The following is a 25,366-nucleotide window of genomic DNA, read 5'->3' on the forward strand; positions in this document are numbered from 1 at the left end:
AAGTGATTTGAAATTTTAGATACACCTGTCATGCGGCAAAGGTTTGGCAGCCGTGTAAATTGATCGCGTTCTGGAAATATCTCCTTCACATGCGCCGTTCTGAATAGGGGAAAGAAATGGGTTGGTCGCTCATATCTGAAATGGCCGTCATTGCGGGACAAAGCGGGGCAGCGGTCTCAGGCTGGGTTCCATGAAGCGTTGTAGTCTTGCATCTGCGTCAGCCTCGGTTTCGCCGGGCAGGATGGGGGTGACAAAGCGGACCAATGCGCCATCGGTCCGACCCATGGTGAACCCGTCTTGAATGACGCTGATCTTGGCGCGGAAATCGTTGACCATGCGTTTGCCGCGCTGTTCGAACCAGTAATAGACAAGCTGTTTTGACAGTTCTTTCTGGATGATTGCGCGGTTGACGGTGAAGCTACCATAGGGGGTATCGCCGGGATTGATCTCATAAGGTTCCAGGCTGAAGATTTCCCAGCCGCCGACCGGCAGGCAGACCTCGGGCGAGTGGATGCCGTCGCCATCGGTTTGCTTGTTGTAGAAGGCCACGAACATGTTCACGAAATCGCCGGACCCGGTGTCGATATAGGTGGCATTCAGATAGTCGTCCGCGCCCAGGGTCTGTTCGACCTTGGGATCAAGGCTGGTGGTCGACCCGGACCAGTCACCAAGCTGACGGGGATAGAGGACAAACGGATCGCGCTCAATGGGCTGCACGTCCGAGGCCGGTCGCAGGGCCCAGGCGGTTGAGACCGCAAGTGTCAGCAGCGCCGCCACCGCCAGCGCGACCGAGGCGCGAATGCTGAAGATGCGCAGCGCAATGGCCCCCAGCCCGTCAGTATCCAGGTCGATGGTCTCGGCAAAAGGCTTTGGATCGGGGGCAAGGCGCTGCAGCCCGATCGCCATGAGAAAAAGAATGGCCACACAGAGCAGGAAGATGATCCAGCCTTCGAAGAAATGCATGAACCCTTCGGCTTGTTCGATACCGTGATGGTTGACCAGAACGCCGATCACGCCGATGCGGACCGAGTTCATGAAAACGGTCAGCGGCGCGGCCGAGATCAGCAGCACGGCCTTGTGCCAGACCGGGCCGCGATAGAGCAGGGCGAACAGATACGAGAAGCTGAGGATCGGGAACAGGTAGCGCAGCCCGGAACAGGCCTCGGCCACCTGCAGTTTATAGACCCCCAGATCAATGACATTGCCTTCGATAAAGACCGAAACCCCGGCCATCTGTACGAACCAGACCCCAAGCTCGGACGAGACCCATTGCAGAAAGATCGTCAGCTTCCAGTAGACGAACTGCGGCAAGGGCAGCATGAAGACCAGATGGATCACCGGCAGCTGGTGGTATTTACCGCGCTGCCAGCCGAACACGGTCAGCATGACGCCGCCGGTCCATATGATCATGGCATAGGTGACGATATCCGGAATACGCGCCAGATTGCCGAGAATGGCGATGGCCAGAGCCACGGCAATGATCGCGATGCCCGGCCAGCGGTCGTGAACGGCCGGAGTGGCGGGCGGGTAATTGCGCAGCTCGCGCAGGAACAGATACAGCGAGATAATGGGGATCAGCGGCCCGTGGCTGTATTCAGGCGTGCTCCACGCCGCGCCCAGAGAGACAATTCCGATCCAGAAAACGGGGATCGATCCGACCAGCAGCAGGACAAACCAAAACAGCCCGGCGGCGTTGATCGCCGGCAGGGACAGTCGGGCCGCCTCAATCACCTTGGTGCGGCTGTCATTCGATTCGAAATGCTGCATCGTTTTTCATCATGCACAATCGGATGTGATCTGGAATTACAGGGGTTCGGGGTCGCGGGCTTTTGATCCCGTGCGGAAACAATCAGCTTACCGGGGTGCGTTTGTTCGAGATTTCTGGCTGCGTTAAAACAGGTCAGGGTTTCAGGATGAACCGCCGCCCAAGGGTCAAAAAGACCGAGCTTGAACTTGCGGTAAAGCCGTTCTGGTCATCTCTTTCGTATTGGTACCCGACGTTCATCGCCCAGTCCCGTGTGATCGCGCGCGAGTAAGACGCGTTGAACGTGCCGCGCTGACGCGGGTTCGACGGGCCTGACCCTTCGGTTTCCTGATCAATGAAATCGACGCTGAAGGACAGGGCAGACACGGAGTTGATGGTATAGTCATATGTCAGAAAGGCCAGTGTCTGGCGGGTTTCCAGACTGTCAGTGCTGGTGCCGACCCGGCGCTGGATCGTTGCCCCGATCCGGGAACTGGGCAGCCGGTACGAATAGTCGATCTGACCGATTGGGGTGATCTCATCAAACGGTCCCCGGGTGAATCCCACATTGAAACCCAATGTTCCGCTGGCCCGCTGATAGTTGCGTCCGGCGGTTGCGTTAAGCCTGGAGCCGTTCACCCCGAAAATCTGGTCAATCTGCACATCGGCATTACCGTCGGCCAGTGTCTTGTTCCAGGCGAAATTCCAGACAAAATCTTCGGTGACGTTATTCGTATTGTTGGCGCGTTCCGTGTCATCAACCCGGGTGTATCCGGCATTGGCGGTGACAGTGGTTATGGCCGAGATATTATAGGTCCCGCCCGCCGTAACGGTCGTTGTCTGCCGGTCGGTCTGCACGGTGTCATCCGCCGTAAAGTCTTCGTAATTGACCCTCAGATTTCCCTGCAGAACTGGTGAAAACCTGAACAACGTGGTTGCGGTGTAAATGTCCGAACTGTTCTCGAACAGGTTCGGATCGATGGTATTGCTATAGCGGCGTTCGCGGTGGCTGTAGTTGAACTGGAACCCCAAAGGGGCGTTCAAGCCCACGGCCCAATCCAGGTTTGCGCGGGTGTTGACCTGATCCCCGACGGTGCCGATCACGTCGGCCGAGTCGATGATCCCGTCGAAATTGGTGTCCGTCAGCGACCGGTTGAAGGCCAGATCCTGTTCGCGATAATCCAGCACCAGGCCAAGCTGGCTGTTCGACCGGGTGCGCTGATACGCCAGCTGCGCAGAGGGATCTGAAAACGACGATTCCGTCCCGATGATCGGCTCGTTGGCGATCCGGTACAAACCCGACAGATCAAGCGCCAGAGTGGAATCCGAGGCTTGCCGCAGAACGCTCAGGGCAAGCGTGTTTTCCCACCATGTCGTCGACCCCAGCGATGGGTCGGTCAGCCGGAGATTGTTGTCATGTCTGAGCGAGGTCAGATAATCCAGCGTGATGCTCAGACCCGATCCTGTGCCGGTCGCCAGACCGGTTGTGGGCAGACCAACCTGCCGGGCCGGGTTCTGCAGGGCCTGTTGCGTGATCAGCTGCTGGCTGGGCGTCTGCTGAACGACCGTTGACGGCACGGTTGTCTGTTGCAGGGTCGTTTGCGCCGAAGCCGTTGGCTGTGCCGTCGCCTGCTGTACAGGGGCCTGCGGTAGCTGGGTCTGTTGCCCGATTGCCGGTGTAAGCGAAACTGCAAAAGCTACCCCGCCCCCCAGTGCGGTGGACAGCCTGTTCCTGGATTTCCCCACCTGTATAGCCCCTATTCGAACAAGCGGCGTGCTGGCACGACAACCACGTCTCCGGGTTTAAGGACTGTATTGCCCTGAATACCACCGCCCGAGCCGTTGTAATTGTAAGTATATGTGTTCATCACGCCTGTTTTATTATCAGCCCGACGCAATTCGATGCGCTTACGGGCCGCGAAATTGGTCAGGCCGCCGGCCTGCGCCAAAACCTGAAGGATGGTCGTGCCCTCGGTCGCCAAATGTTTTCCGGGTACGTTGACCTCGCCCATTATGAAGACCTCGATCGTCGGCCCGGTCGGGGCCAGTCCACCCACCAGCGGCGGTGGCGCAAGCGATGCGATCGAGATGAATACGGTCGGCGGTGTGTTGAAATTCCGCGACAGCGCCGAAGACAGAGACGAGCTTAGCCCGTTGGTAGACTGACCGGCGGCCCGCAATGAGCCAGCCAGAGGAAAGTTGATAGAGCCATCGGGCAGAACCAGAACGGTCCGGTTCAGCGTGGGATCTTCCAGAACCTCAACCTGCAGCGCATCGCCCGGCTGAATTTGGTATGAGCTTTGCGCCCATGATCCCGTCGCCACGATCATGGCAATGACAAGAGTGATCAATGATCCGATAACTGTACGCATATTCAAATCTTTCACTTTTTCTCTTCGTTTATGCCTGCCTGCAACTTTCTAGACAATCCACGGGATGTTTGAAGAGGGCAAGATGCGGCAGAAATACAGCGCTCTTTTTTATTGCCCTGCGACGTTTGCCGCGTTCAGTTGCTCGATTTCCTCCTCAAGCGTCGGGGAGATATCCAGGGCAATCCCGGTCTTTTGGGCGGCTTGAAAGGCGCGCATGGCTTCGTCTGTCCGGTCAACCGCGGCCAGGGCCTTGCCCAGATGATAAAGAACCAGGGGTTGATCCGGGAAGGCGCGGGCTGCCGGTTCAAGGTAAATCAGCGCTTCCTCATAGCGGCCCAGCCGATAGGCAACCCAGCCATAGGTGTCCTGATAGGCGGGTACTCTTGTCCCGCGCAGCCGCCGCACCAGATGCTGTGCCTGCTCCAGGCTTTTGTCATCGCTGCGGTGGGTTGTCAGAAGGCTTGCAAGATTGTTGGCCACGACCAAGGACCGGTTGCTGAGCGGGTATAGCGTTTCATAGACCGCAATCGCTTGATCCAGCTCTCCGGCGCGTTCATGTTCTGCCGCCTGCAGCATCAGAAGATCCGGGTTTTCGGGCAGGGCGGCCAGTGCTTCCACCAGTACGGCGCGGGCCTGCTGGGGCTGTGCCCGCTGATTGTGCAGCGAAAACAATGAGGCCCAGGCACGGGCCGCATTCGGGTGATCCTTCAGGATCGCGCGGTAAAGCTGTTCGGCGTCGTCAAGCTTTCCTTCACCGGTCAGAACGCGGGCCTTCACAAACCGCAGGATCAGCGAGTCCGGATCTTCCGCAAGCAGCTCATCCAGGCGTTCGGTGGCCCCGGCCACGTCGCCCTGCGTCAGCATCAGCCGGATGAGGGCAATGTCGGCGGACAGCCCGAATTCAGGGTCATTTGCCAGTTCCTGCAAAAAGGCTTCCAGTTCATCTTTGCGTTCCTGGGTCGCCAGCATCTGTGCCCTAAGTTCGTTTGACCGCCGCAACGCCTCGGGGTCGTCCAGAGCGCGGACAGTGTTCAGCACCACCTCGAGCCGCTCCCAGTTCTGCAGGTTCAGATAGACGCTGCCGAGTGCCAGCAACAAATCCGGGTTCTCGGGATTTTGCTGCAGGGCGTCGATCAGAATACGTTCGGCGATTTCCAGATCGCCCCCCGCAACCAGAAACTGGGCATAGTTCAGCGTCTCTTCCGGCGCGTTCTGGGACACCTCTGTCGCAAGCGCCAGCATTTCCCCCATCAGTTCCCGGTCGCCGTTGCGCTCATGCGCGCGGGCCATCAGGGTCATCAGCCGCGAATCCCGAGGGGTCTGGTGCAGCGCTTCGCGCAACAGCACGATCGCATCGCCGGTTTGTTCTTCCTCGATCAGCCAGGCGGCCTTGAGTTTTACCGCTTCAGTCTGTGTCGGGTCTTCGGCCAGAACCTGTTCGATCACGGCCCGCCCCTCGTCGGACTGGCCGACAATCAACAGCATCCGGGCCAGTTCCACTTCGCTGTCGCGGGTCTGGGTGGTGCGTTCGGCGCCTTCAAGCAGTTCCCGCATCTCGCCAAGCGCGGTTTGGGTGTCACCAAGCTGGAATTTCAGCGCCGCCCGCATGGTTTTGAAGCGCGGCGTATTGGCCCCCCCGGTTGCGATGATGTCATCCAACTCGGCAATTGCCGCGTCAGAGCCACGGTGTTCTGACAGAAACGCAATGAGCCTTTGTATCGAAAACGGGTCCTGCGCCTGCGGGTCTGCCTGATCGCGCAGAACACCTTCGGCGGCATCCAGATTGTTCTGGTCGACATAGTGTTCAAACAGCGTCTGCTGCACGCTGGTATCTTCGGGGAAGATCTGCAGCATCTGCATCAGCTGCTTTTCGATCTCGTCGGGCTTTTGCAGTTCCTGCAAGGCGCGCAGCCGAATGGCATATAAATTGCTCTGCTCCGGGGCAAAGCCAAGGGCTATGTCGGTTTCGTCCAGCACAGCCGCCCAATCCCGGGACCGGACCAGATCGTCGATGACAATCTGCCGCGCGGTCATCAGATCGGGGCGGTCATTCAGGATTTCATGGGCGGTGTCGATGGTCTGGGCCGCCCCGACATCGTTGTTGGCCTTGACGGCATCGGTATAGGCCAGCGTGTTGTTGAGCGATTTGATTTCGATGTCATCGGGGGCAAGGTCCTTTGCCGCCCCGGCGTAACGACGCAGGTCTTCCCAGTTCCCTATTCCCAGGGCCATCTCTGCCAAAGCGCGGTGCCCTTCCAGATTGTCCGGATATTGCTCGACCAGCAGCAGATATTGCCGGTATGCGGCTGAGATATTGCCGCGGTCACGCTCGAGCCGGGCAAAGGTCAGGCGGGCCTCTTTGTGCTGGCCGTTCAGCTTGAAGACATTCCTGAATTCGACCAGCGCGCGTTCAACATCACCGTTTTCCAGATGGGCCAGACCGGCCTGGAAATGCGCTTCTGCCCGTTCCTCGGCTGAATCGCAGGCGCTGAGAACCAGAGATAAGGCAAAAAAGACAATCGCCAGGCGATTGCTGGCCACAAGGGACATTCTTCTTATGATTGACATGCTCATTTACCCGGTGCCGGAGGAAAGGTGGTAGGCCCGATTACACCCGGCAGCGGGTCAGGTCGTCAACAGCCGGTGCCACGCAGCACAACGGAAACCGTCCGCGCCAGGATGGAAATATCCGAGGTAAAGGACATGTTCTTCCAGTATTCGGTATCGTGATGCGCACGTTCGGCGAACGAGGAATTGTTCCGCTTTGAAACCTGCCATGCCCCGGTGATACCGGGAAGCATCGAATAGTAGGTCGTGCTGGGATAAATGCTTTGCTGGTTCACCATCATCGGGCGGGGACCGATCATGGACATATCGCCCACAAGCACGTTCCAGAATTGCGGCAACTCATCCATCGAGGATTTCCGCAGGAACGAGCCGAACTTGATGATGCGCGGGTCATTACGCAGCTTCTGATTCCGGTCCCATTCCGCGCGCGCGTCGGGATTGGCCGCCAGATGGTCCTTCAGCACCGTCTCGGCGTCATGCACCATGGTGCGCAGTTTCAGCAGCTTGAATACCTGACCGTTCTTGCCGACCCGTTCCTGCCGGTAAAACGGCGTAACGCCCTGAAAGGCCAGAAATACAGCAAGGCCCAGAACCACCGGCACGACAAATGGTATCGTAAGCAGCACGAATGCCACGTCGAAGACGCGTTTCCCTGTGCTTCTGTAAAACCCCGAAGACTGTGTCGGGGCCCGCATAACAGAGATGTTAGGGTAGCCCGCACCAGCGTTGGCCACCTCTTTCGAATGACTTGTCACTATTTAAACCCCCAACACACAACTCATACCCAAGAACCACTTACCAAACTCAGGAACTTACTACGCTCAACCTCAAACTTACTTATATGCGAAAAGTATTATATTTTTATGTCTCTTAAAGTTCTGCCACTACTCACATCACAGGCAGACCCCCGTTACCAAGTGTTAACAAATTCCTGCCTGCTTGCAAAACATTAATCATAAAGACGGTTGTCCCAAGTTCGTGACATACCGGGCGTGCCGAAGGCTGACAACGCAAAATATTTATACCAACCGGGGAAGGTATGCGGGGTATTTGTTCGAAAATAGTGGATAATGGGCAAAGCTTGGCGTTTTTGGTTCCAATCCTGGAAATCAGACGCATTTCTGGCGGGTGGCGTTTTCCGAGACTCAGTGCCGTTCAATTAGGCAGTCTGCGTAAGAGTGTCGGGGAAACAATGGCTTGGATTCCACCGGATTGAGAGGGGCGAGGCGTCAATTTCGAGGCTGTGAATTTTAGTAATGCCCGCTATCTTGATTTTATGGCAGAGTAATTACCAAGTGCTTTTTTAGTTCATATGATAATCTGCGTTGTATAAGGGTTTACTGGTGGTTCAGGGTGCGATTTCGGATGATCTCAGGGGGGCCAGGATCAGGTTTGACAAGGCGGAAGGCAACCGTGGTGCAATGGCGTCCAGCGACGGGTTTTATCTAGATTTCTTCGGGCTTGACCGGCGGCCGTTCACACTGCTTCCGGACCCTGGGTTCATGTATTGGTCGCCGCTTCACAAGCGGGGCTATTCGGTTTTGCAGTTCGGCGTCATGAGCTGCGCACCGATTACCGTGCTGACGGGCGAAATCGGGGCGGGAAAAACAACTCTGGTCCAGCACCTTCTGAGCGAGATGGAGCAATCGATCACGGTCGGGCTGATCTCAAACGCTCAAGGAGGGCGCGGAGAGTTGTTGCAATGGGTGCTGCATGCCCTGGGGCTGCCGATCGAGAAAGATGCAACCTATGTGCAACTGTTCCGGGCGCTGCAGGATTTCCTGGTCTCGGAATATGCCGCGGGCCGCCGGGTGATTTTGATTTTCGACGAAGCGCAGAACCTGACCGTCGAAGGTCTGGAAGAAATCCGCATGCTGACGAACATCAACGCAAACACGGATGAGCTGATCCAGCTTGTTCTGGTCGGCCAGCCCGAGCTGCGTGACATGGTTCTGGACCCCAAGATGCGTCAGCTGACGCAACGGGTGGCCGCAAGTTTTCATCTGGAACGGATGGATGAGGCCTCGGTCGCACGCTATATTAAACACAGAATGAAGATCGCCGGCGGCTCGGGCGAAGAGTTCACGGAAGACGCCTGCAAGACGATTTTCCAGCAAACACGCGGCGTGCCGCGTCTTGTGAACCAGTTTTGTGATTTCGCCCTTCTCTATGCCTGGACAAGTGAGTCAGACAAGGTGGATGAAGGCGTCGTCAATCAGGTGATCGAGGATGGTGTGTTCTTTGGTGGCAACTCGCTTGAGAAGGAGCTGACGGTCTGAGATGGGTCCGGTTCGTTATTATTTTTCCATTTTCCTGAGACGGCTCCCGTATTTTCTTGTTGTGGCGCTGGTTGTTTCGGTGACGTCCGTCATCATCGCAATGAGCTTGCCGTCGACCTATGTGTCGCAGATGCGGCTGATCGTTGAATCACCACAGATTCCGGGCAACCTTGCGGCCAGCACCGTCAATACCTCGGCCGGTGAACAGTTGCAGATCGTTGAACAGCGCCTGCTTACACGGCCGGTCCTTCTGGATATCGCCCGCCAGATTTCCGTATTGCCCAACCAGGACGAAGCAACCCCGGATCAGATCGTTGACGCAATGCGGTCGAGCACCCGAATCCGCATCAACTCGGGCCTGAACCAGGCCAGCCTGATGAGCATTTCTTTCGAGGCCCGGTCCGGTCAGATTGCCGCCGGGGTGCTCAATGAATACCTGACGGAAATCCAGAAGCTCGACGTGTCTTACCGCAAAGGGCGCGCGTCGGACACGCTGAGCTTCTTCCAGCAGGAAGTGGAACGCCTTGGCAACGAGTTGGACAAGCGCAGCTCCCGTATTCTGGAGTTTGAAAGAGAGAACTCGGGCGCCCTGCCCAGCAGCCTGCAGTTCCGGCTGGCGCAGCAGGGGGCGATGCAGACCAACCTCGAACAAACGGATCAGCAGATTTTCTCAAAAAAAACCCAGCGGGAAAATCTTCTGGAGATTTACAATTCGACCGGTCAGATCAGTAACGTAGCACCGCAAACCCAGACAACTGCACAGTTGGAGTTGGAACAGTTGCGACGCGAGCTTGACGCGAAGCGTGCGATCTATTCGGAGGCCAATCCGCAGATCAAACTCCTGCGGGCCAGAATCGCGCAGCTGGAAAAGACGGTGGCTGCCGAGCAGGCGGCCAATACCGCGCCGGTCAACCCTCAGACGGGGAACTCGTCAGTGGATCTGCAACTGGCCCAGCTTGATTCCGAGATCGCAGCACTGGAAGATCAGAGCGTTTCGATTGCGGAACGCCTTGCCAAGCTGACGCTGACCATCGACCAGACCCCAGCCAATGCGATCACGCTGGCGGAACTGCAGCGGGATCACGACAACATCCAGGCCCAGTACAATAGTGCTGTCGACCGCTTGGCCGCAGCATCGACCGGTGAGCGGATCGAAGTGACCTCGCAAGGTCAGCGCATTTCGGTGATCGAATATCCCGTGGCCCCAAGTTCGCCGACCAAACCCAACCGCATGTTCATTGCCGCGGGGGGCATTGCCTTTGGGATCTTGCTTGGCACGGCCCTGGTTGTGCTGTTGGAGCTTCTGAACCGCTCGGTGCGCCGGCCCGAAGACCTGATCAACAAGCTGGATGTCTGGCCGATCGCGACCATTCCCTATGCACCCTCGCGCGGTGAGATGATCCGCCGTCGCGTTGCTTGGATTGCGGTGATTCTGGCCATTCTGATCGGTGCACCCGCAGCGGTCTGGGCCGTGCATACCTATTATTTACCGCTGGACCTGATCGCTGAAAAAGTGATCGACAAGTTGGAGGTTTATTGGTGATTTTTGCTTCTACAGGATTGGATAGGGCATAATGGACCGTCTTCAGGAGGCAATTCGCAAAGCCCGCGATGAGCGCGCAAACCGCCAGCCAGAACCGCCCGTGTCCCCCGAAGCACCGCAGCCCGTTCCAGCGGAAAGCCGGGGCGGGGCCTGGGATGCTCTGCCCGAGTTGCAGATTGAACAGCACCTGATTACGCGCAATCGCCTGATCGCCTATCACGGCGGTGCCGAGGCCGCGCCCTATGACATGTTGCGCACAAAGATGCTGCAGCAGATTCAGGCCAACGGTTGGCGTCGTGTGGCTTTGACATCCCCCTATAGCGGTTGCGGCAAAAGCACGGCCACAGCCAATCTGGCCTTTAGCCTGGGTCGGCAAAAGGACCTGCGCACAATCGTCATCGATTTTGACATGCGGCGCATGGGACTGGCCGAGATCCTGCGGCAAACCGGCAATCACAGCATGGCGGATGTCATTCATGGTGACATCTCGTTTCATCAGCATGGCCTGCGCCATGGTCAGAATGTCATCTTCGGGCTGAACTATTCCTCGACGCGCAATCCGGCCGAGGTTCTGCAAAGCCGGGCCATGATCGAGGCGCTGGAACGGATCGAGGAAGAGTATCAGCCGGATATCATGCTGTTCGACACCCCGCCGCTGATGGCAAGCGACGACAGCCACGGGTTTCTGAAGAACGTCGATTGCGCCCTGCTGTTGGGTGCGGCCGAGGAAACCAGCATCGACCATATCGATGTGGCCGAACAGCAGCTGGCGGAACTGACCAAGGTCATGGGCATCGTGCTGACCAAATGCCGCTATATCAGTGAGGCTTTCGGCTATGAGTACGGCTCTTACTGATCCGGGCCCGGCAGATGCGGTCATAATTCCCCATTACAACGATCTTCCCAGGCTGGAACGCTGCCTGCGGGCGCTGATGGACAATGACATCGCCGACACCGAAATCGTGGTGGTGGACAATGCCTCACCGATCTCGTTGGAGGGGATAAGCCAGGCCTTCCCGCAGGTGCGGTTCATAACCGAAACGCAAAAGGGCGCAGCACATGCCCGCAACAGGGGCGTGGCCGAAACCACGGCGCAGCGGTTGTTCTTTATCGATGCCGATTGTGTGCCCGCGTCTGACTGGCTGACGGTCGGTCGCGAGATTGCAGACCGGGCCGATCTGATCGGGGGGCGGGTCGATGTCTTTGACGAAACCCCGCCGCCACGCAGCGGTGCCGAGGCGTTCGAGGCGGTTTTTGCCTTCAACTTCCGCAGATATATCGAGGTTCAGGGGTTCTCCGGCGCGGGCAATCTGCTGACCCGGCGCGATGTGTTCGATGCGATTGGCGGGTTTATCAACGGCGTCTCGGAAGATCGGGAATGGACCATGCGGGCGGTGTCGCGCGGGTACACTCTGATCTATGAAGACCGGTTCAAGGTCAGCCATCCGTCGCGGCAGGACTGGCCCGCGCTCAAGACCAAATGGCGGCGGACAACGCAGGAAGCCTATCAGTTGAACGGTGGCGGATTGGCCGCACGCCTGCGATGGGCCCTGCGTGGTCTGGCTATGCCCGCCAGTGCGGTGGTGCATACGCCCAAAGTTCTGGCAAGCCGCAAGCTGGCGTCACCAGGTGAGACCCTGAAGGCTGTCGTGACGCTGATCCGGCTAAGGTGCACGCGCATGATCTGGATGCTGCGGCAGGCAACCGGCGGCAAAATCTGATCCGGACATAAAAAAGGGCCGCGTGACGGCCCTTTTACCATAACATCGCTTATGAAGCTGTTCTTATGTCGCCATCTTGCGACGGCGCATCAGGCCCAGCCCGCCAAGCGCGGTCAGAAGTAGCACACCGCCAGCAGGCAGCGGAACCGCAGCCACGTCAAAGTCGAAACCGATCGTTCCGCCATTTGTCGGAGTGGCCGAAGCCGCCCACGAGAACACCAGGGTCTGGTTCAAGCTGGTGGTTGCGCTGCTGAAGATCGTGTTGAGCGTCGTCTGGAAGCCGTTGCCCAGGATCAAAGCCGTGGCAAATGGCACACCGCCGGGGTTGGCCGTATCGACCCAGCTCATGGTCAGGCCTTCGAACAAGCCGAACACATTGATCGTGACCGACGCGTTTGCCTTCCCGCCCAGCGGATCAACGGGCGAAAAGAAATCCACCGAGTAAGAACCGGGGCCACCCGGGCTTGTCGCTGTACCGATGAACAGGTTGTCGGCCGTGATGTCGTAAGGACCTCCGCCGGTTGTCACCGTTGTCACGGCACTGGCGGTTCCGGTCATCAATACGGCGGCTGCCAAAGCGAACGCCATCGTCTTTAAGGTTTTGAACATTATTCCCACCCTCGTAACTCATTAATATGGCGCACCGCACGTCTTTGCCTTCGGCAGCACCCTTAAGACTTGATTAACGATTACATATTTTGTCACTTGGACGCGAGCGTTTTTAGCAAAAATATGGTTTTTTTGTGTTTACTTAGGTGGCTTTGGTCCCCCAATGGCCAGTTGACGTGGGCACTGTTTCCTCATCGTGAACGACCCTTCACCATGTGCGCTTGGCCCACCACCCGATTCCCGCAGTAATTGAGCACAACCATGCCTGCAAACCCGGGCCCTTGCGTCGCTCACACTCTGTCAAAGATTCCAGCCTCTTTCGCGCAGCGTCCTTTGCCACCTACGGAACAATATCGCCGCGATTCCCGGATTGTTGCACTCGCCGTCAGCGGCGGGTTCCGAGGGCTGCATCCTGCGGGAAAAAATCATGAAATCCGCAACGCTTTCATATTTATCCTTCGTCCCCCCAAAAACTTCGTGTAGCGTCGGACAAGATGTACATACTGAGTGCGGGCACTCAATTTTGCAGCCGAATTCTGTATTTTATTCGTTTGTAGTGTCTGGCCGTTTTTATAAATCCGATACGCGCTGATGCCGGTCGGGACTTAACTGCAGAGAACGCTGATGAACGCGTCTGATTTTGACCACAACGACATGCATCTGACCGCCAAACGGATTCTGGTAACAGGAGGCGCCGGGTTCCTGGGTTCGCACCTGTGTGAAGCCCTGCTGGAACAGGGGCACGAGGTTATATGTGTCGATAACTTTTTCACCGGGCGGCGGGGGAACCTGTACCATCTGCTGAACAATCCCCGGTTCGAGGTCATGCGCCATGACGTGACCTTTCCGCTCTATGTCGAGGTGGATCAGATTTACAATCTGGCCTGCCCGGCCTCGCCCTTTCATTACCAGCACGATCCGGTGCAGACGACCAAGACGGCGGTGCATGGGGCGATCAACATGCTGGGTCTGGCCAAGCGGGTCGGCGCGCGCATCCTGCAGGCCTCGACCTCCGAAGTGTATGGCGACCCGCAAATCCATCCGCAGACCGAGGATTACGTCGGTCACGTCAATCCGATCGGGCCACGCTCGTGCTATGACGAGGGCAAGCGCTGCGCCGAGACGTTGTTCTTTGACTATTACCGCCAGCATAACCTGCCAATCAAAGTGGCGCGGATCTTCAACACCTACGGGCCGAACATGCATCCCGATGACGGGCGCGTGGTGTCCAATTTCATCATGCAGGCCCTGAACGGCGAGCCGATCACCATTTACGGCGATGGCAGCCAGACCCGGTCTTTCTGCTTCGTGTCCGATCTGATCAGCGGGCTGATCAAGCTGATGGAATCCCCCGAGGATGTCACCGGGCCGATCAATCTGGGCAATCCGGTCGAGATGAGCATCCGCGAACTGGCCGAAGCCGTGATCCGGCTGACGGGCTCAAAATCGGAACTGGTGATGCGCCCGCTGCCGCAGGACGACCCGATCCAGCGCCAGCCGGATATCACCCGTGCCCGCGAACAGCTGGGCTGGGCCCCGCAGGTGGCGCTGGAGGATGGGCTGAAAGCCACAATTGCTTATTTCCAGCGCATAGCTGTGGCAGCGGAGAACGCTGTAGAACGGATATGAACGTATCGGTTCCCTCTGATAAATCATCTTGGAGGGTTGGCGCATTCCTGCTGCTTGCCTTGGCCGTGCTTGCCTGCTTGTCAGCGCTGCTGATCAATGGCGGCCCGCTCTACTACTACGACACCGGCAGTTATATCCGGCAGGGCAACGTGGCGCTGAACAGCCTGCTGCCGACGGTGACCGAAGGCGGCGGCGGTGCCGCTGGCGGGATACGCGCGGATCAGGACAGTACGGCAACCGGTTCCCGGTCGCTGATCTACGGCCTGGTCATGGCCCTGTTCTTTCGCGCCAATGCCCTGACGGCCATTCCGTTCTTTCATCTGGCGGGGGTTTTGCTGGCCGCATGGCTGTTGGTGCGGGCGGCCAATCGGTCGCTGGACGGGGGCCAGAACACAACCCTGATGACCACGGTTCCGCTGCTGGCTGCCGCCATCACCTCATTGCCTTTTTACATCGCCTATATGATGCCGGACATCTTCGCGCCCATTCTGCTGATCGTCATCGCGGCGCTGACAGCGTTCGGCCGCACGATGCGGGTTTGGGAACTGCTGTTGATGTCGGGCCTGGCTGTGTTTTCCGTCATCTCGCACCCGTCGCATCTGGCCATCGCGGGGCTTATGGTGCCGTTTGTCATTCTGGCCGCGCTGACCGTCAAAGGCCCGGGGCGCTGGCGGGCGGTGACGCTGGTTGTGATGGTTCTTGCGCTTGCCGTTGCCGAACGCAAAGCCTTTCAGATCACCGTCGAAACCAGAACGGATAAAGAGGTCGTCTATACCCCTCATATCACCGCGCGGCTGATCGTCGACGGGCCGGGCATGGACTATCTGAATGAGGTTTGCCCGGATGAAAACATCCCGACCTGCGCCCTGCACGAGGCGCTTTCGTGGTCCGATGATCCCTACCGGCTGACAGCCTCGCACATCATCTTCGAACGCTCCCCCCAGCTTGGGTCATTCCGGCTCATGTCAGCGGAAGACCAGAAGAACGTTGCCCTTTCCCAGCGTGAATTCGCCAAGTCGGTATTTCTTTCGCGCCCCGTCGCCACGTCTCTGGCACTAGCCGAGAATGGCTATCGCCAAATCCTGCGCGACAGCGTCAGGATGACGATCCCGACCGAGCAGGCGCTGGACAATGCCCGCCATCTTGCCCGGCTGGAGGATTCTCAGGTGGATATGATTCAGGGCGGCCTGTTGTCGAAAGATCGCGGGTGGATTGCGGCGGCTGATATTCTGCACGGCACCCTCTATGCGGCCTCCTTTGCCGTCATTTTGGTTCTGTTGCTGATACCGCGCAGCGTGCCACGGGATATCAAGCTGTTCGCCCTGTTCATCCTGATCGGAATTGCGGTCAACGCGCTGGTTTGCGGTGGCGTGTCACAACCAGCGGACCGCTATGGCGCGCGCGTGATGTGGTTATTGCCGTTTACTGCGGTCTTTCTTCTTGTCGTACGGTTGCAGGCCGCCAAAAAGGATTTGTGATGTCGGATCAGTCTCTGTCCATCAGTGTCGTCATGCCCGCATACAAGGCCGAGCATCTGTTGCCGCGCGTCCTGACGCCCCTGATTGAAATGCTGAATGCCGGTCAGGTGCAGCAGGTGCTGGTTGTGGATGATCAATCCCCCGATGGCACCGCCGCGCTGGCGCGTGAAATGGGCGCGACGGTTCTGACAACACCGGTCAATGGCGGGCCCGGCGCGGCGCGCAATCTGGCGGCAGAGCACGCCACGGGCGACATCCTGTGGTTCGTCGATTCCGACGTCATCGCCTGGCCTGACGGGCCAGAACATATCCGCCGGGCCATGTCCGAGGATAATGTCGGGGCGGTGTTCGGTTCTTACGATGACGCGCCCGACGGGCAGTCGTGGTTTTCACGCTACAAGAACCTGCTGCACCGTTATCACCACCAGCGCGCCCGGCGCGAGGCGCGGACCTTCTGGGCCGGGTGCGGGGCCATCCGGCGCGATGTATTCCTCGAGGTCGGCGGCTTCGACGTAAAAACCTATGAAGTCCCCTCGATCGAAGACATCGAACTGGGCTACCGGATCGCCAATGCCGGATATCGCATCCTTGTGGAACCGCTGTTGCAGGGCAAACACCTGAAGGTCTGGACCATGCGCAACAGCCTGAGCACCGATATCTATTGCCGCGCCCTGCCCTGGGCCCGGCTGATGATTTCGCGCGAAGGGCTGACGGATGATCTGAACACCTCGATGGCCGAACGGGCGCGGGCGGCGATTGCGGGCTTGTTGCTGCTGTCGATACTGGCTCTGCCGTTTTGGCCGGGGGCCTGGCCCCTGCCCGTGCTGCTGCTTGTGGCGGCTCTGATCGCCAATTTCGATCTGGTGCGCACGATGGCGGGGCATGGCGGGCCGTGGTTCGCGTTCAAATGCCTGCTCTATCATCAGGTCTACTACGTCTATTCGGCCACCATCTATGTCTGGTGCCTGTTCGAATATCACGTGTTGGGGCAGAAGCAGAAACTCCATGTCACCCGGAACTGAAGCTGCGCCACGGATGCCGGATTTCCTGATCCTCGGCGCCGCGCGGGCCGGGACGACGGCGCTCTATAGCTATCTGCGGCAAAACCCGAGCATCTTCATGCCCACGGCGAAAGAGCCGAATTTCTTCGCTTTCGAAGGAGAGCCGCTGAATTTCGCGGGCCCGGGTGCGGATTACGTCAACAACTCGGTCACGCAGATCGAAGATTATCGCGCCCTATTTGCCGATGCACCGGCGGGCGCGGTCTGTGGTGAGGCGTCGCCGCTTTATCTGTATGCCCCCAAAGCACCAGAGCGCATTCACCGCCGCATCCCGCAGGTGCGCATGGTGGTCATTCTGCGCAATCCGATTGATCAGGCGCTGTCCCATTACCTCTATGCGGTGAAGCAGCGGATCGAGCCGCTGGAGGATTTTTCCGCAGCGCTGGGTGCCGAAGACGAGCGCCTTGCCGCAGGCTGGCAGCCCCTGTTCGGATATTCCCGCTTTCCGCTCTATGCGCAGCAATTGTCGCGTTATTTCAAGCTGTTCGACCGCAACCAATTCCTGATCCGCACCTATGAAGAATTCCAAAACGATCCGGAAGACGTCCTGGACAGCATCACCGCATTCATCGGGGCCGATACCGGTTTTCGCCCTGATCTGTCGTCGCGGGTCAATGCAGGCGGTGTGCCGCGCAGCCGTCTGTTTCAGGACTTTCTGATGAAGCCCAACCCGATCACCGGCATGATCGCCCGCGTCATGTCGCAGGAGCTGCGCTGGAAAATCCGGGACCGCCTGTCGCAGTTCAACCTCAAACGCGAGGTCGAGATGCCGGACCGGGCCCGCGCGATCCTGCGCGAAAAGCTGCTGCCTGAAATCGAGGATCTGGAACAGCTTCTGGACCACGATCTGAGTAGCTGGCGGGCCTGATCGCGCATGGCAACAATTTCCCCAAAACCCACAGAATGTGCATGCTGCACCCGGCGCTTTGCATTTCTGCCTTGGCTCCGCCGACAATACTTTGATTTTGAGCCGCATGCTTTAGGATAGGCCTTGTGTTTTTAGGCCCGTTACACGGTTGATCGTAATTTACGCCGGACAAGGGCGGTTTAATGGTGACGGTTTTTCATGGACAAAATTGACAGAGCAACAGCCTCGCCCGGAATGACCCCGGACAGCACATCGCGACGCTTGTTCATGAGCCCCGTTCTGGCCCGGCGCGTCACCCTTGGTCTTTCGCTGCTCATGTGCGCCATGGCGATGGCCTATCTGCTGCTGAAGATCACGCAATTATCCGCCCTGCCCGCGGGGTATGATTTCCGGTTCATCTGGGTGGCCGGTGATATGTGGCATGCGGGCATAAACCCCTATGGGCCAACCTATCTGGCGCATGGGGAAGCCAATATCGATGTCGGACATGTCCCGGTTCTGTGGCCCTATCCGCCGACATGGTGGGTGTTTGCCACCCCCCTGGGCGCGCTGGATCTGAACACGGCAAATGTCGTCTGGAATATCTTTGGCCTTGGCATTGTCATCGCCATGTGCGGCTTGCTGACCAGCGCCTTCACAACCGCCTTTCCCGCGCGCAGCCAGATGATCGCCGAATTCACCGGAGGGCAGATTTATGTCCCCCTCTTCAGCGTGCTGTTCTTTCTTCTGGCTATTCTCGAGGCCACGGCGATCCTGTTTTCCGTTGGCCAGACAACGCTGATCGCAGGGCTTGGCATTACCCTGATGCTCTGGGGGCGCGTCAGCGGGCGCTTCTTCTTCGATGCCGTGGGGCTGACGCTGGTCTTGCTGAAACCGCAGATCGGTGCGCCCTTTGTGGTTCTGTATCTGCTGTTCGATGCGCAGTCCCGGAAAGTGGTTCTGATGGCCATTCTTCTTTCGGTTCTTCTGACGCTGCCGTCGCTTTTCACCGCCCCCAGCACCATTCTGGATTTCTTCCGCAACCTGGCCGCCTATGACGGCTTTACAATCGCCAACCTGCCGCAATCCATGACCGGCCTGCGGCTGATCATATGGGAGTTTACGGGCCTTGATATCGGCAGCTCAGCGGCGACGGTCATCACGCTCGTGATCATTCTGGCGCTGTGTTACGGCCCCACCCGGCTGACGCGAGCCAATGACGCCAACGAACACAGCTGGCAGGTTTTCGGACTGGCGAGTGCTGCCATCGTCGCGCTGGCCCCGCTGCATATTTATGACTTTGTGCTGCTGGCCGCCCCGCTTGCCCTGCTGTTCAGGGGGCGGATCGTCAGCACCCTGTTTGCCGGGCTTGGGGCCTTGCTGATCTGGCGGTCAGAAAACCTTGTCGATGTCTGGGCCTTCCATGTGGAGGGCGTCGAAATCTTCCCAAGCTCGCGTCTGGCAACCATCGGTGCGCTGCTGTTTCTGGTGGCGGTCATTGACACGGTTCTGCGCCTGAACAGCCAAAACGCCAGCGCATCAAACCAGTCTTCCCGCGCATGACCGTTTTCATGAACTCATCGCCCGCGCCGTCACGGAGGTTAAGGTTTGTGCTGGCCGCTTTTGCCGGTCTGGCAGCGGTGTTGATCTTCGCCGGTTCAGCGCAGGGTGCCCTGTCCGGTGTCCGCGATCTGGCGCATTGGTGGGTGCTGATGGTGGCGTTGTCGCTGGCCGTCTTCTCGCTTTTTGCGCTGAGGGATCTGACACTGCCGGGCCTGATGTTGCTGGTTCTGTTTGTGGGCGGGGCATCGCAGCTTTATGTGACACAGCCGCTTTGGTACCCGGCCCTGCGCCTGCCGCCCAGATCGGCCATCGAAATGGCGATGTATGCCATCATTGTCGGGCAGGCTGTCTTTTCCACCTTTGTGCTGGTCAGACATTCAGGTGGCACCAAAATCGCGCAGGTTATCGGCGCTTTGGGGCCAAAACGCATCGCTGTATTCCTTTTGCTCAGCGGCGCGTTCACCGTGCCGATCCTCAACCATCTTCGTCTGGACGAGATCGACGTCTATGTCCTTCAGCTTGTGGCGGGGCTGATCCTTGTGCTCATCAATTTGGTGACGGTGATCGCGCTCGCCACCACCTTGCCCAAAGGGGTACAGCTACCCACGGGCTGGCGATGGGCAGGCTGTATGGCGGCCGTCTTTCTGACTGCGACGCTGGTGCTGGAATGGTTCGCCTTTGAACGGGTTCCCCATGTTCAGGATGAGCTTGCCTATATGTTTCAGGCCCAGACCTATGCGGGCGGTGCCCTGCATGTACCGGCCCTGCCGGAAGCCCCCCGGGCGGCTTTTGAGCACTACCTACTCGACCATCACAACGGACGCTGGATATCAGTCTTCACGCCCGGCTGGCCTGCGATCCTGGCACTGGGGGTTCTTTTGGGTGCACCCTGGCTGGTGAACCCAATCCTGGGCACAGCGTCCATCTTTCTGGCGCAAGGCGTGGCGCAACGGTTAACGAATGCCCGCACGGCCAGCATCAGCACCCTGATCTTGGCCACATCCCCCTGGTTCATTGCGATGGCGGCCTCTCTGATGGCGCATACATTCGCGCTGTTCCTGCTTTTGCTGGCGTGGTTTCTGATCCTGCGCGCTGAAGAAGGGGAGCTGAAGCGGGCTGTTTTGCCGGTCTTCGTTGCCGGGTTGGCGCTGGGATGGCTGTTTCTGACCCGGAATCTGGATGGCCTGCTGCTTGGCATTCTGACCGGTCTGTTCCTGCTGTGGCGCGGCGGTGTTCTGCGTCACCCCCTGACCGTGATCAGCTACAGCGCGGGATGTATCGCAACCGGCAGCCTGATCTTTTTCTACAATTACTACTTCACCGGCGACCCGCTGCTGACAACATTGTCGGACTATTATCACCGGGTCTGGATCGACGGGTCCAACGCCTTTGGCTTCGGCCAGAACATCGGCGCACCCGAAGGCTGGGGCCATATGGAGCTGCGCCCGCACGAGCATTCCCTGTTCGAAGGTGTGATCAACACGCTGACAAATATCAGCGCGCTGCATACCGATTTCATGGGCTGGGGGATCGGATCGCTGGTCTTTGTCTGGGTTCTGCTGATCTATGGCCGCATCGATGCAACAGACCGGATGATGCTTGCGATCATTATCGTCGTCGCCGGTGCGCACGCCCTGTATTGGTTCGTCGCCAGCTTCTACGTGGGCCCTCGGTACTGGTTCATGATGATCGCGCCGCTGGTGCTGCTAAGCGCCAAAGGGGTTCTGAAAACCGGCACCCGGTTGGAAGCTGTCGGCCTTGCGTCAGCACCGGATAAGCTGAACGCCGTGTTGCTTATTCTGTGTCTGTTTTCCGTGACGGTCTTTTTATCTTATCGGGGCGTCACCAGATATCACGACCATCGCACCTACGACGATCACTACCGCTCGGTCGTGCTGCCCGAAACCGAAGGCACAGCGCAACCGCTTGTGCTGGTCACGCTCCGAAGCCAGCTTGCATCAGCGCTGTTCTTCAATGATCCGTGGTTCCCGCTGGACAAGCCGGTTTATGCCAAGGATCTGGGGGGCGACGCGAATGAGGCCGTGATCAAAGCCTTTCCGGGCCGTCCCGTCCTGTATTACGACGAGCGCGCAGAGACCTTTCGTCAGGAATAGGCCGTCCGGTTATCTGAGCCCCAACAGCTTTGCGACATCCCAGACCTGGCGCGGACCGCTTTGGGCACCGCGGCCAAAAATCGTTTCCAGCGGCACCTGATACGCGGGCGCAATGCTGACCGGGGCATCTGCGTTGTGCATATCCGCCTCATAGGCGGGCAAATGGTTTGTCACCAGAACTCTGCCGTCCAGAGCGTCACCCAGCACTGTTTCACCAGCCGCCAAGGGCTCGGATTCCATGCGAACGAAATAGTTGGGCGTGACGCCAGCCGGAACCGGCCCCCGCGCATACATATAGACCGAGACGCTTCCTGCCACGTACTGGTCCTGTAACTCGGCGTCGGACCAGACCGGGGGAAAGGCATTCCGGATCAGGGTCGGCGTGACCCGGATCTCATCAAGGTCAAAAAACGGATCGGCTTCGATCTCAATCGCAATACGCTGCCCCAGATCCCGGGTCACGGTAAAGGGGCGCAATGTCTCGGGCCAGCTAAGCCAGGCACCGCAGGCAAGACCCGCCAGCGCCATGGCAAATGCCGGGGCCGGGGCGGCCTGAACCGGGCGCAATCGCCAGAACACGATCAGCGGAAACACAATCACCGGGGCGAAATGATGCGGCAGAATGCGATAGGCCTGCACGTAGAAGAACAGAACATAGGCGACCGTCATCAGCGTCAGCGTTCTGGACAGCGTGTCCTGCCAGCGCCACGCCGACAGCGCCAGACCGGGTAAAATCCCGCAGGGCAAAAGCCAGAACAGGAACCGATGTGTATCGAATATCGTCACATAGCGCAGACGCCGCAGAATGGCGCCTGTGCTGAATTCACCGGAAACACCTGTCAGGCCCGTTTTTTCCAGCACGGCCATGGCCAAAGAGGTCAGCATCAGAACCGCCAGAGCAATCAGCCCGCCCAGGATCACCTGCTTGATGGGTTGGAACCACCCCAAAAGCAGATGCGCCATCAGGAAGAACCCGATCAGCAGAATGCCGTTCGGCGCCGTGCAAAGGGCCAGTGTCGAAACACCCGCCATCCAGCCGAATTTCCTGTCACGGAAGAACAGGATGTAGCCCAGAACCCCCAGCAGGATAAGCGGCTCGCGCGTCATCGGCATGGCGATATCGGCAAAATACGGGTTGTAGGACGGGTTAAATGCCATCGCGAAAGAAAACAGCAGCAAGCCCGCACCCAGCCCGCAAACGGACCACACGGTCGTGCGGTTATCCGGCGCACGGATAAAACCCAGCGTCACGCCGAACAGAACCGCCACGCCAGGCAGATACGCGAACCGAAGGGCGGCCTCGGACGCGCCAAACACCCGAATGAAACTGGTTTGCAGGAACACCTCGGTCATCATTTTCGGGTTCGGATAGCTGGTCAGCGGCCCGGACTCCGGCGGCCAGAAGGGCAGGCCACGGGTGATGAACAGGGCCGCGCTCAGCAAGCTATGCGCCCCGTCATCGTTGAACGCTTCCCAATAAAATTTGGGCGTCAGCAACAGCAAAACCAGCAGCGGCAACAGCACCATGCCAGCTATATCCAACCCCCGGCCCCGGAAGATGTCCGACGCGGGCTTTCCCCGGATTAAGCCAATCCCGGGCAGACACAGCAGAGCGATCAGCAGGATGAAGGCCGTTCCCGTCATCTGGATGCCGCTGAGGGCCTGCACAATGGCCGCCAGCGTGGATACGCCGAACAGCGAGAGCGTAAATCCTTTTAGCAGGATAAGTTCGAAACGGTCATCGGGCCGGGCAATTCCCAGCGCCAGCAGCAAACCGGGGGCGAGAATAAGCGCCGAGGCCGCGACCGCCACCAGAGGCACCCAAACATACAAAAACAGCGCATCGCTGGCGATGAAATAGGGCGACGGCCCGTCTGCAAACGCGACCTTTGCCGCAATCGGGCCTGCGATATCCTGTCCACTCCAGACAATACCGACCAGAAGCGCCAGCAAGACAAGATATCCAAGTTGCTTCACAGTTCCGGTCAACCCGTCGTTTCGAAACTCAGGAGGCTATGCGCCCAAAATGCCTGCTTAGGTGAGCCCTAAAGCTCACCCGCTCATTCGAGGACGGCTTCCTTTCTCAAACGCTGTATCAGAGGTTTTCTTTTTCGGCTTAGCCTCGAATTCCTCGTGATAGGACCGTTCGACATTGACGTCCCAGATGTCGTTTTCCTCGCCCATGATGTTGCGGGCCGCATACATGGCGGACAGCATCGAATGGTCCTGGTTGTTGTACCGGTGCAGGCCGTTGCGGCCGACGGTCTGGAAGTTCTCAAGCGTTTTCAGCCAGTCACTGACGGTATCCAGCGCTTCTTTGTATTCGCCATCATAGACCGGATAGGCCTTGGGCTGCCGGATCACGGTAAAGTCGACGACATCGGTGGCCTTGGCCAGACCCAGCTGCTCCAGCTCATGGCTGGCCAGTTCCCTGAGGTCCTCATCGGAAGACGACCACAGCCCGTCCCCCTTCTGACAGAAATATTCCATCCCGATGGACGAGGTATTTTCGTCAGGCAGCATTTCCTTGGACCAGGCGCGGAAGTTCTGGATGCGTCCGACCTTGACCTTGGGACTGTGGATGTAAATCCAGTTGTCCGGGAACGGATCGGCGTGATCGAGCACCAGAGTCACGATCAGGAAATCGCGGTATTTCAGGCGATCGGCGGCCTCGACAACCTCGGGCGGCGGCGGTGGATCAAAGGCATGGATCAGATCGCGCACGGCCATCGAGTTGATGAATTCCTCACCCTCGACCCGCTCGGTTGTTTTGTTGCCGCTTTCGTCCCAATGGCGCACATCGATCGAGGTGACACGGTTGCCATCACGGTTCACCTGCACCACTTCGGACCGCATCTCGACGCTGCCGCCCCGTTCCCGGATCAGATCGCGGGTCTTTTCCCACATCATGCCGGGGCCCAGACGGGGATACTGGAATTCCTCGATCAGGCTGGCGGTGTCATTGGCACCGGAAATGGCGTTCCAGACAGCCTTGGGCAGGGACAGGTTCTTGATCCGCTGCGCGGCCCAGTCGGCCCGGATCTCCGACGGCGGAATGCCCCAGACCTTTTTGGTGTAGCTGTGGAAGAAATGCATATAGAGCCGCCCGCCAAAGCGGTTGATCACCCATTCTTCAAAGGTGTCTTCCTGCGGCTTGGGACGCAGCTTCCATTTCACGAAGCTGCCGATGATCTTATAGGTCTCGTAAGGACCGATATTGCCCAAGGCATTGAAGATGCGCAGCGGGTAATCGTAGAATTTGTTGCGGTAGAAGATGCGGCTCAGGCGTTGCACGGTGATGAAATCATCGCCCATCACCTCATGCCACATGTCCTCGACTTCGCGCACTTTTGTGAAAAACCGGTGGCCACCGATATCAAAGCGGTAGCCTTTATGGGTTTCGGTGCGGGAAATGCCGCCAACCATATCCGAGGCCTCGTAGACCTTGGGAACATGCGTCTCACTAAGTTTCTGAAGCTCGTGGGCTGCAGTCAACCCGGCAGGACCGCCACCGATAATTACGACAGGAACGGTATCTTTTTGCAAATGACTAACACCCGTACTCAAAAAAACTGACATCAAGCTATAAGAGGATAACATCGATTCACAACAAAATCCTCACAAGCCGTCCAAATAATGAGCGCGGGATTTTCGTGCGGCTGATACGTGCTGAAAAAATGTCACATGGGCCGGGCCGATGACCCCGTGAAAAGTCACCGCATAACGTATGCCTGTTTTCCTGCCAAACCGGATAGCAGCGGATTGCCCGAACCCCAAGTGGGTTCACGGGTGGGGCGTCCATCGGCACCGTTCAACGGCTTGAGTTGTAAGGTTTATT

18 protein-coding genes are annotated in these 25,366 nt (G+C 58.3%); 10 read left to right on the top strand and 8 right to left on the bottom strand.

The features are described 5' to 3' along the window. Positions 1–147 precede the first annotated feature (147 nt). The 5 genes from xrtD to ACR0JN_RS21410 all read right to left on the bottom strand — a co-directional run bounded on the left by xrtD (position 148) and on the right by ACR0JN_RS21410 (position 7,379). Positions 148–1,767 (bottom strand): VPLPA-CTERM-specific exosortase XrtD, encoded by a 1,620-nt coding sequence (xrtD, locus tag ACR0JN_RS21390; RefSeq protein WP_480888513.1) that lies wholly within the window; start codon positions 1,765–1,767, stop codon positions 148–150. 133 nt (positions 1,768–1,900) lie between these two features. Then, complete coding sequence (locus ACR0JN_RS21395) at positions 1,901–3,322, bottom strand: hypothetical protein (protein ID WP_480888514.1); 1,422 nt, start codon at positions 3,320–3,322, stop codon at positions 1,901–1,903. Positions 3,323–3,501: 179 nt separating this feature from the next. Beyond that, entirely contained in the window at positions 3,502–4,116 is a 615-nt protein-coding gene (locus tag ACR0JN_RS21400) for a polysaccharide biosynthesis/export family protein (RefSeq protein WP_480888515.1), read from the bottom strand. Positions 4,117–4,224: 108 nt separating this feature from the next. After that, complete coding sequence (locus ACR0JN_RS21405; RefSeq protein ID WP_480888516.1) at positions 4,225–6,657, bottom strand: tetratricopeptide repeat protein; 2,433 nt, start codon at positions 6,655–6,657, stop codon at positions 4,225–4,227. Positions 6,658–6,749: 92 nt separating this feature from the next. Next, entirely contained in the window at positions 6,750–7,379 is a 630-nt protein-coding gene (locus ACR0JN_RS21410) for a sugar transferase (protein ID WP_480888585.1), read from the bottom strand. Positions 7,380–8,186: 807 nt separating this feature from the next. Between ACR0JN_RS21410 and ACR0JN_RS21415 the strand changes: the two genes are divergently transcribed. The 4 genes from ACR0JN_RS21415 (at position 8,187) to ACR0JN_RS21430 (ending at position 12,227) form a co-directional block, all read left to right on the top strand. Then, positions 8,187–8,963: an ExeA family protein gene (locus ACR0JN_RS21415; RefSeq protein WP_480888517.1), complete on the top strand. Its 777-nt coding sequence runs from the start codon at positions 8,187–8,189 to the stop codon at positions 8,961–8,963. A 79-nt stretch (positions 8,964–9,042) separates the two neighbouring features. After that, the gene (locus tag ACR0JN_RS21420) at positions 9,043–10,506 is read left to right on the top strand and encodes a GumC family protein (protein WP_480888518.1); all 1,464 of its coding nucleotides are present in this window, start codon (positions 9,043–9,045) and stop codon (positions 10,504–10,506) included. A gap of 31 nt (positions 10,507–10,537) precedes the next feature. Beyond that, positions 10,538–11,362, top strand: coding sequence for a CpsD/CapB family tyrosine-protein kinase (locus tag ACR0JN_RS21425; RefSeq protein ID WP_480888519.1), 825 nt, complete (start codon positions 10,538–10,540; stop codon positions 11,360–11,362). Then, the gene (locus ACR0JN_RS21430; RefSeq protein ID WP_480888520.1) at positions 11,343–12,227 is read left to right on the top strand and encodes a glycosyltransferase family 2 protein; all 885 of its coding nucleotides are present in this window, start codon (positions 11,343–11,345) and stop codon (positions 12,225–12,227) included. Before ACR0JN_RS21425 ends, ACR0JN_RS21430 begins: the two co-directional genes overlap by 20 nt. Positions 12,228–12,290: 63 nt before the next feature. On the opposite strand, the gene ACR0JN_RS21435 is transcribed toward ACR0JN_RS21430, so the two are convergent. Next, positions 12,291–12,836, bottom strand: a complete 546-nt coding sequence (locus ACR0JN_RS21435) for a VPLPA-CTERM sorting domain-containing protein (protein WP_480888521.1) — start codon at positions 12,834–12,836, stop codon at positions 12,291–12,293. A 624-nt stretch (positions 12,837–13,460) separates the two neighbouring features. Between ACR0JN_RS21435 and ACR0JN_RS21440 the strand changes: the two genes are divergently transcribed. From ACR0JN_RS21440 to ACR0JN_RS21465, 6 genes are all read left to right on the top strand, one after another. Then, positions 13,461–14,465 (top strand): UDP-glucuronic acid decarboxylase family protein, encoded by a 1,005-nt coding sequence (locus tag ACR0JN_RS21440; protein ID WP_480888522.1) that lies wholly within the window; start codon positions 13,461–13,463, stop codon positions 14,463–14,465. Further along, a complete protein-coding gene (locus ACR0JN_RS21445) occupies positions 14,462–15,943 on the top strand; it encodes a hypothetical protein (RefSeq protein WP_480888523.1) in 1,482 nt (493 codons plus the stop codon). Before ACR0JN_RS21440 ends, ACR0JN_RS21445 begins: the two co-directional genes overlap by 4 nt. Then, positions 15,943–16,965 (top strand): glycosyltransferase family 2 protein, encoded by a 1,023-nt coding sequence (locus ACR0JN_RS21450; RefSeq protein ID WP_480888524.1) that lies wholly within the window; start codon positions 15,943–15,945, stop codon positions 16,963–16,965. Before ACR0JN_RS21445 ends, ACR0JN_RS21450 begins: the two co-directional genes overlap by 1 nt. Further along, positions 16,949–17,872 (top strand): sulfotransferase family protein, encoded by a 924-nt coding sequence (locus ACR0JN_RS21455; RefSeq protein ID WP_480888525.1) that lies wholly within the window; start codon positions 16,949–16,951, stop codon positions 17,870–17,872. Before ACR0JN_RS21450 ends, ACR0JN_RS21455 begins: the two co-directional genes overlap by 17 nt. A gap of 198 nt (positions 17,873–18,070) precedes the next feature. Then, positions 18,071–19,414 carry a glycosyltransferase family 87 protein gene (locus ACR0JN_RS21460; RefSeq protein WP_480888526.1) on the top strand — a complete coding sequence of 448 codons (1,344 nt, stop codon included), beginning with the start codon at positions 18,071–18,073 and terminating at the stop codon, positions 19,412–19,414. 8 nt (positions 19,415–19,422) lie between these two features. Further along, on the top strand, positions 19,423–21,528 hold the full coding sequence (locus ACR0JN_RS21465) for a hypothetical protein (RefSeq protein WP_480888527.1): 2,106 nt from the start codon (positions 19,423–19,425) through the stop codon (positions 21,526–21,528). Between the two features lie 9 nt (positions 21,529–21,537). Here ACR0JN_RS21465 and ACR0JN_RS21470 read toward each other — a convergent pair whose 3' ends face one another. After that, positions 21,538–23,505, bottom strand: a complete 1,968-nt coding sequence (locus ACR0JN_RS21470) for a hypothetical protein (RefSeq protein ID WP_480888528.1) — start codon at positions 23,503–23,505, stop codon at positions 21,538–21,540. A gap of 75 nt (positions 23,506–23,580) precedes the next feature. Then, a complete protein-coding gene (locus ACR0JN_RS21475; RefSeq protein ID WP_480888529.1) occupies positions 23,581–25,107 on the bottom strand; it encodes an NAD(P)/FAD-dependent oxidoreductase in 1,527 nt (508 codons plus the stop codon). Between the last annotated feature and the right edge of the window lie 259 nt (positions 25,108–25,366).

Source organism: Ruegeria sp. G12 (assembly GCF_056533565.1).

Excerpts from the sequence above, each read along its gene's own strand:
- xrtD (WP_480888513.1), bottom strand. The coding sequence starts at position 1,767 with ATGCAGCATTTCGAATCGAATGACAGCCGCACCAAGGTGATTGAGGCG.
- ACR0JN_RS21400 (WP_480888515.1), bottom strand. The coding sequence starts at position 4,116 with ATGCGTACAGTTATCGGATCATTGATCACTCTTGTCATTGCCATGATC.
- ACR0JN_RS21410 (WP_480888585.1), bottom strand. The coding sequence starts at position 7,379 with ATGCGGGCCCCGACACAGTCTTCGGGGTTTTACAGAAGCACAGGGAAA.
- ACR0JN_RS21415 (WP_480888517.1), top strand. The coding sequence starts at position 8,187 with ATGTATTGGTCGCCGCTTCACAAGCGGGGCTATTCGGTTTTGCAGTTC.
- ACR0JN_RS21425 (WP_480888519.1), top strand. The coding sequence starts at position 10,538 with ATGGACCGTCTTCAGGAGGCAATTCGCAAAGCCCGCGATGAGCGCGCA.
- ACR0JN_RS21430 (WP_480888520.1), top strand. The coding sequence starts at position 11,343 with ATGAGTACGGCTCTTACTGATCCGGGCCCGGCAGATGCGGTCATAATT.
- ACR0JN_RS21435 (WP_480888521.1), bottom strand. The coding sequence starts at position 12,836 with ATGTTCAAAACCTTAAAGACGATGGCGTTCGCTTTGGCAGCCGCCGTA.
- ACR0JN_RS21440 (WP_480888522.1), top strand. The coding sequence starts at position 13,461 with ATGAACGCGTCTGATTTTGACCACAACGACATGCATCTGACCGCCAAA.
- ACR0JN_RS21445 (WP_480888523.1), top strand. The coding sequence starts at position 14,462 with ATGAACGTATCGGTTCCCTCTGATAAATCATCTTGGAGGGTTGGCGCA.
- ACR0JN_RS21450 (WP_480888524.1), top strand. The coding sequence starts at position 15,943 with ATGTCGGATCAGTCTCTGTCCATCAGTGTCGTCATGCCCGCATACAAG.
- ACR0JN_RS21455 (WP_480888525.1), top strand. The coding sequence starts at position 16,949 with ATGTCACCCGGAACTGAAGCTGCGCCACGGATGCCGGATTTCCTGATC.
- ACR0JN_RS21460 (WP_480888526.1), top strand. The coding sequence starts at position 18,071 with ATGGACAAAATTGACAGAGCAACAGCCTCGCCCGGAATGACCCCGGAC.
- ACR0JN_RS21465 (WP_480888527.1), top strand. The coding sequence starts at position 19,423 with ATGAACTCATCGCCCGCGCCGTCACGGAGGTTAAGGTTTGTGCTGGCC.
- ACR0JN_RS21475 (WP_480888529.1), bottom strand. The coding sequence starts at position 25,107 with ATGTCAGTTTTTTTGAGTACGGGTGTTAGTCATTTGCAAAAAGATACC.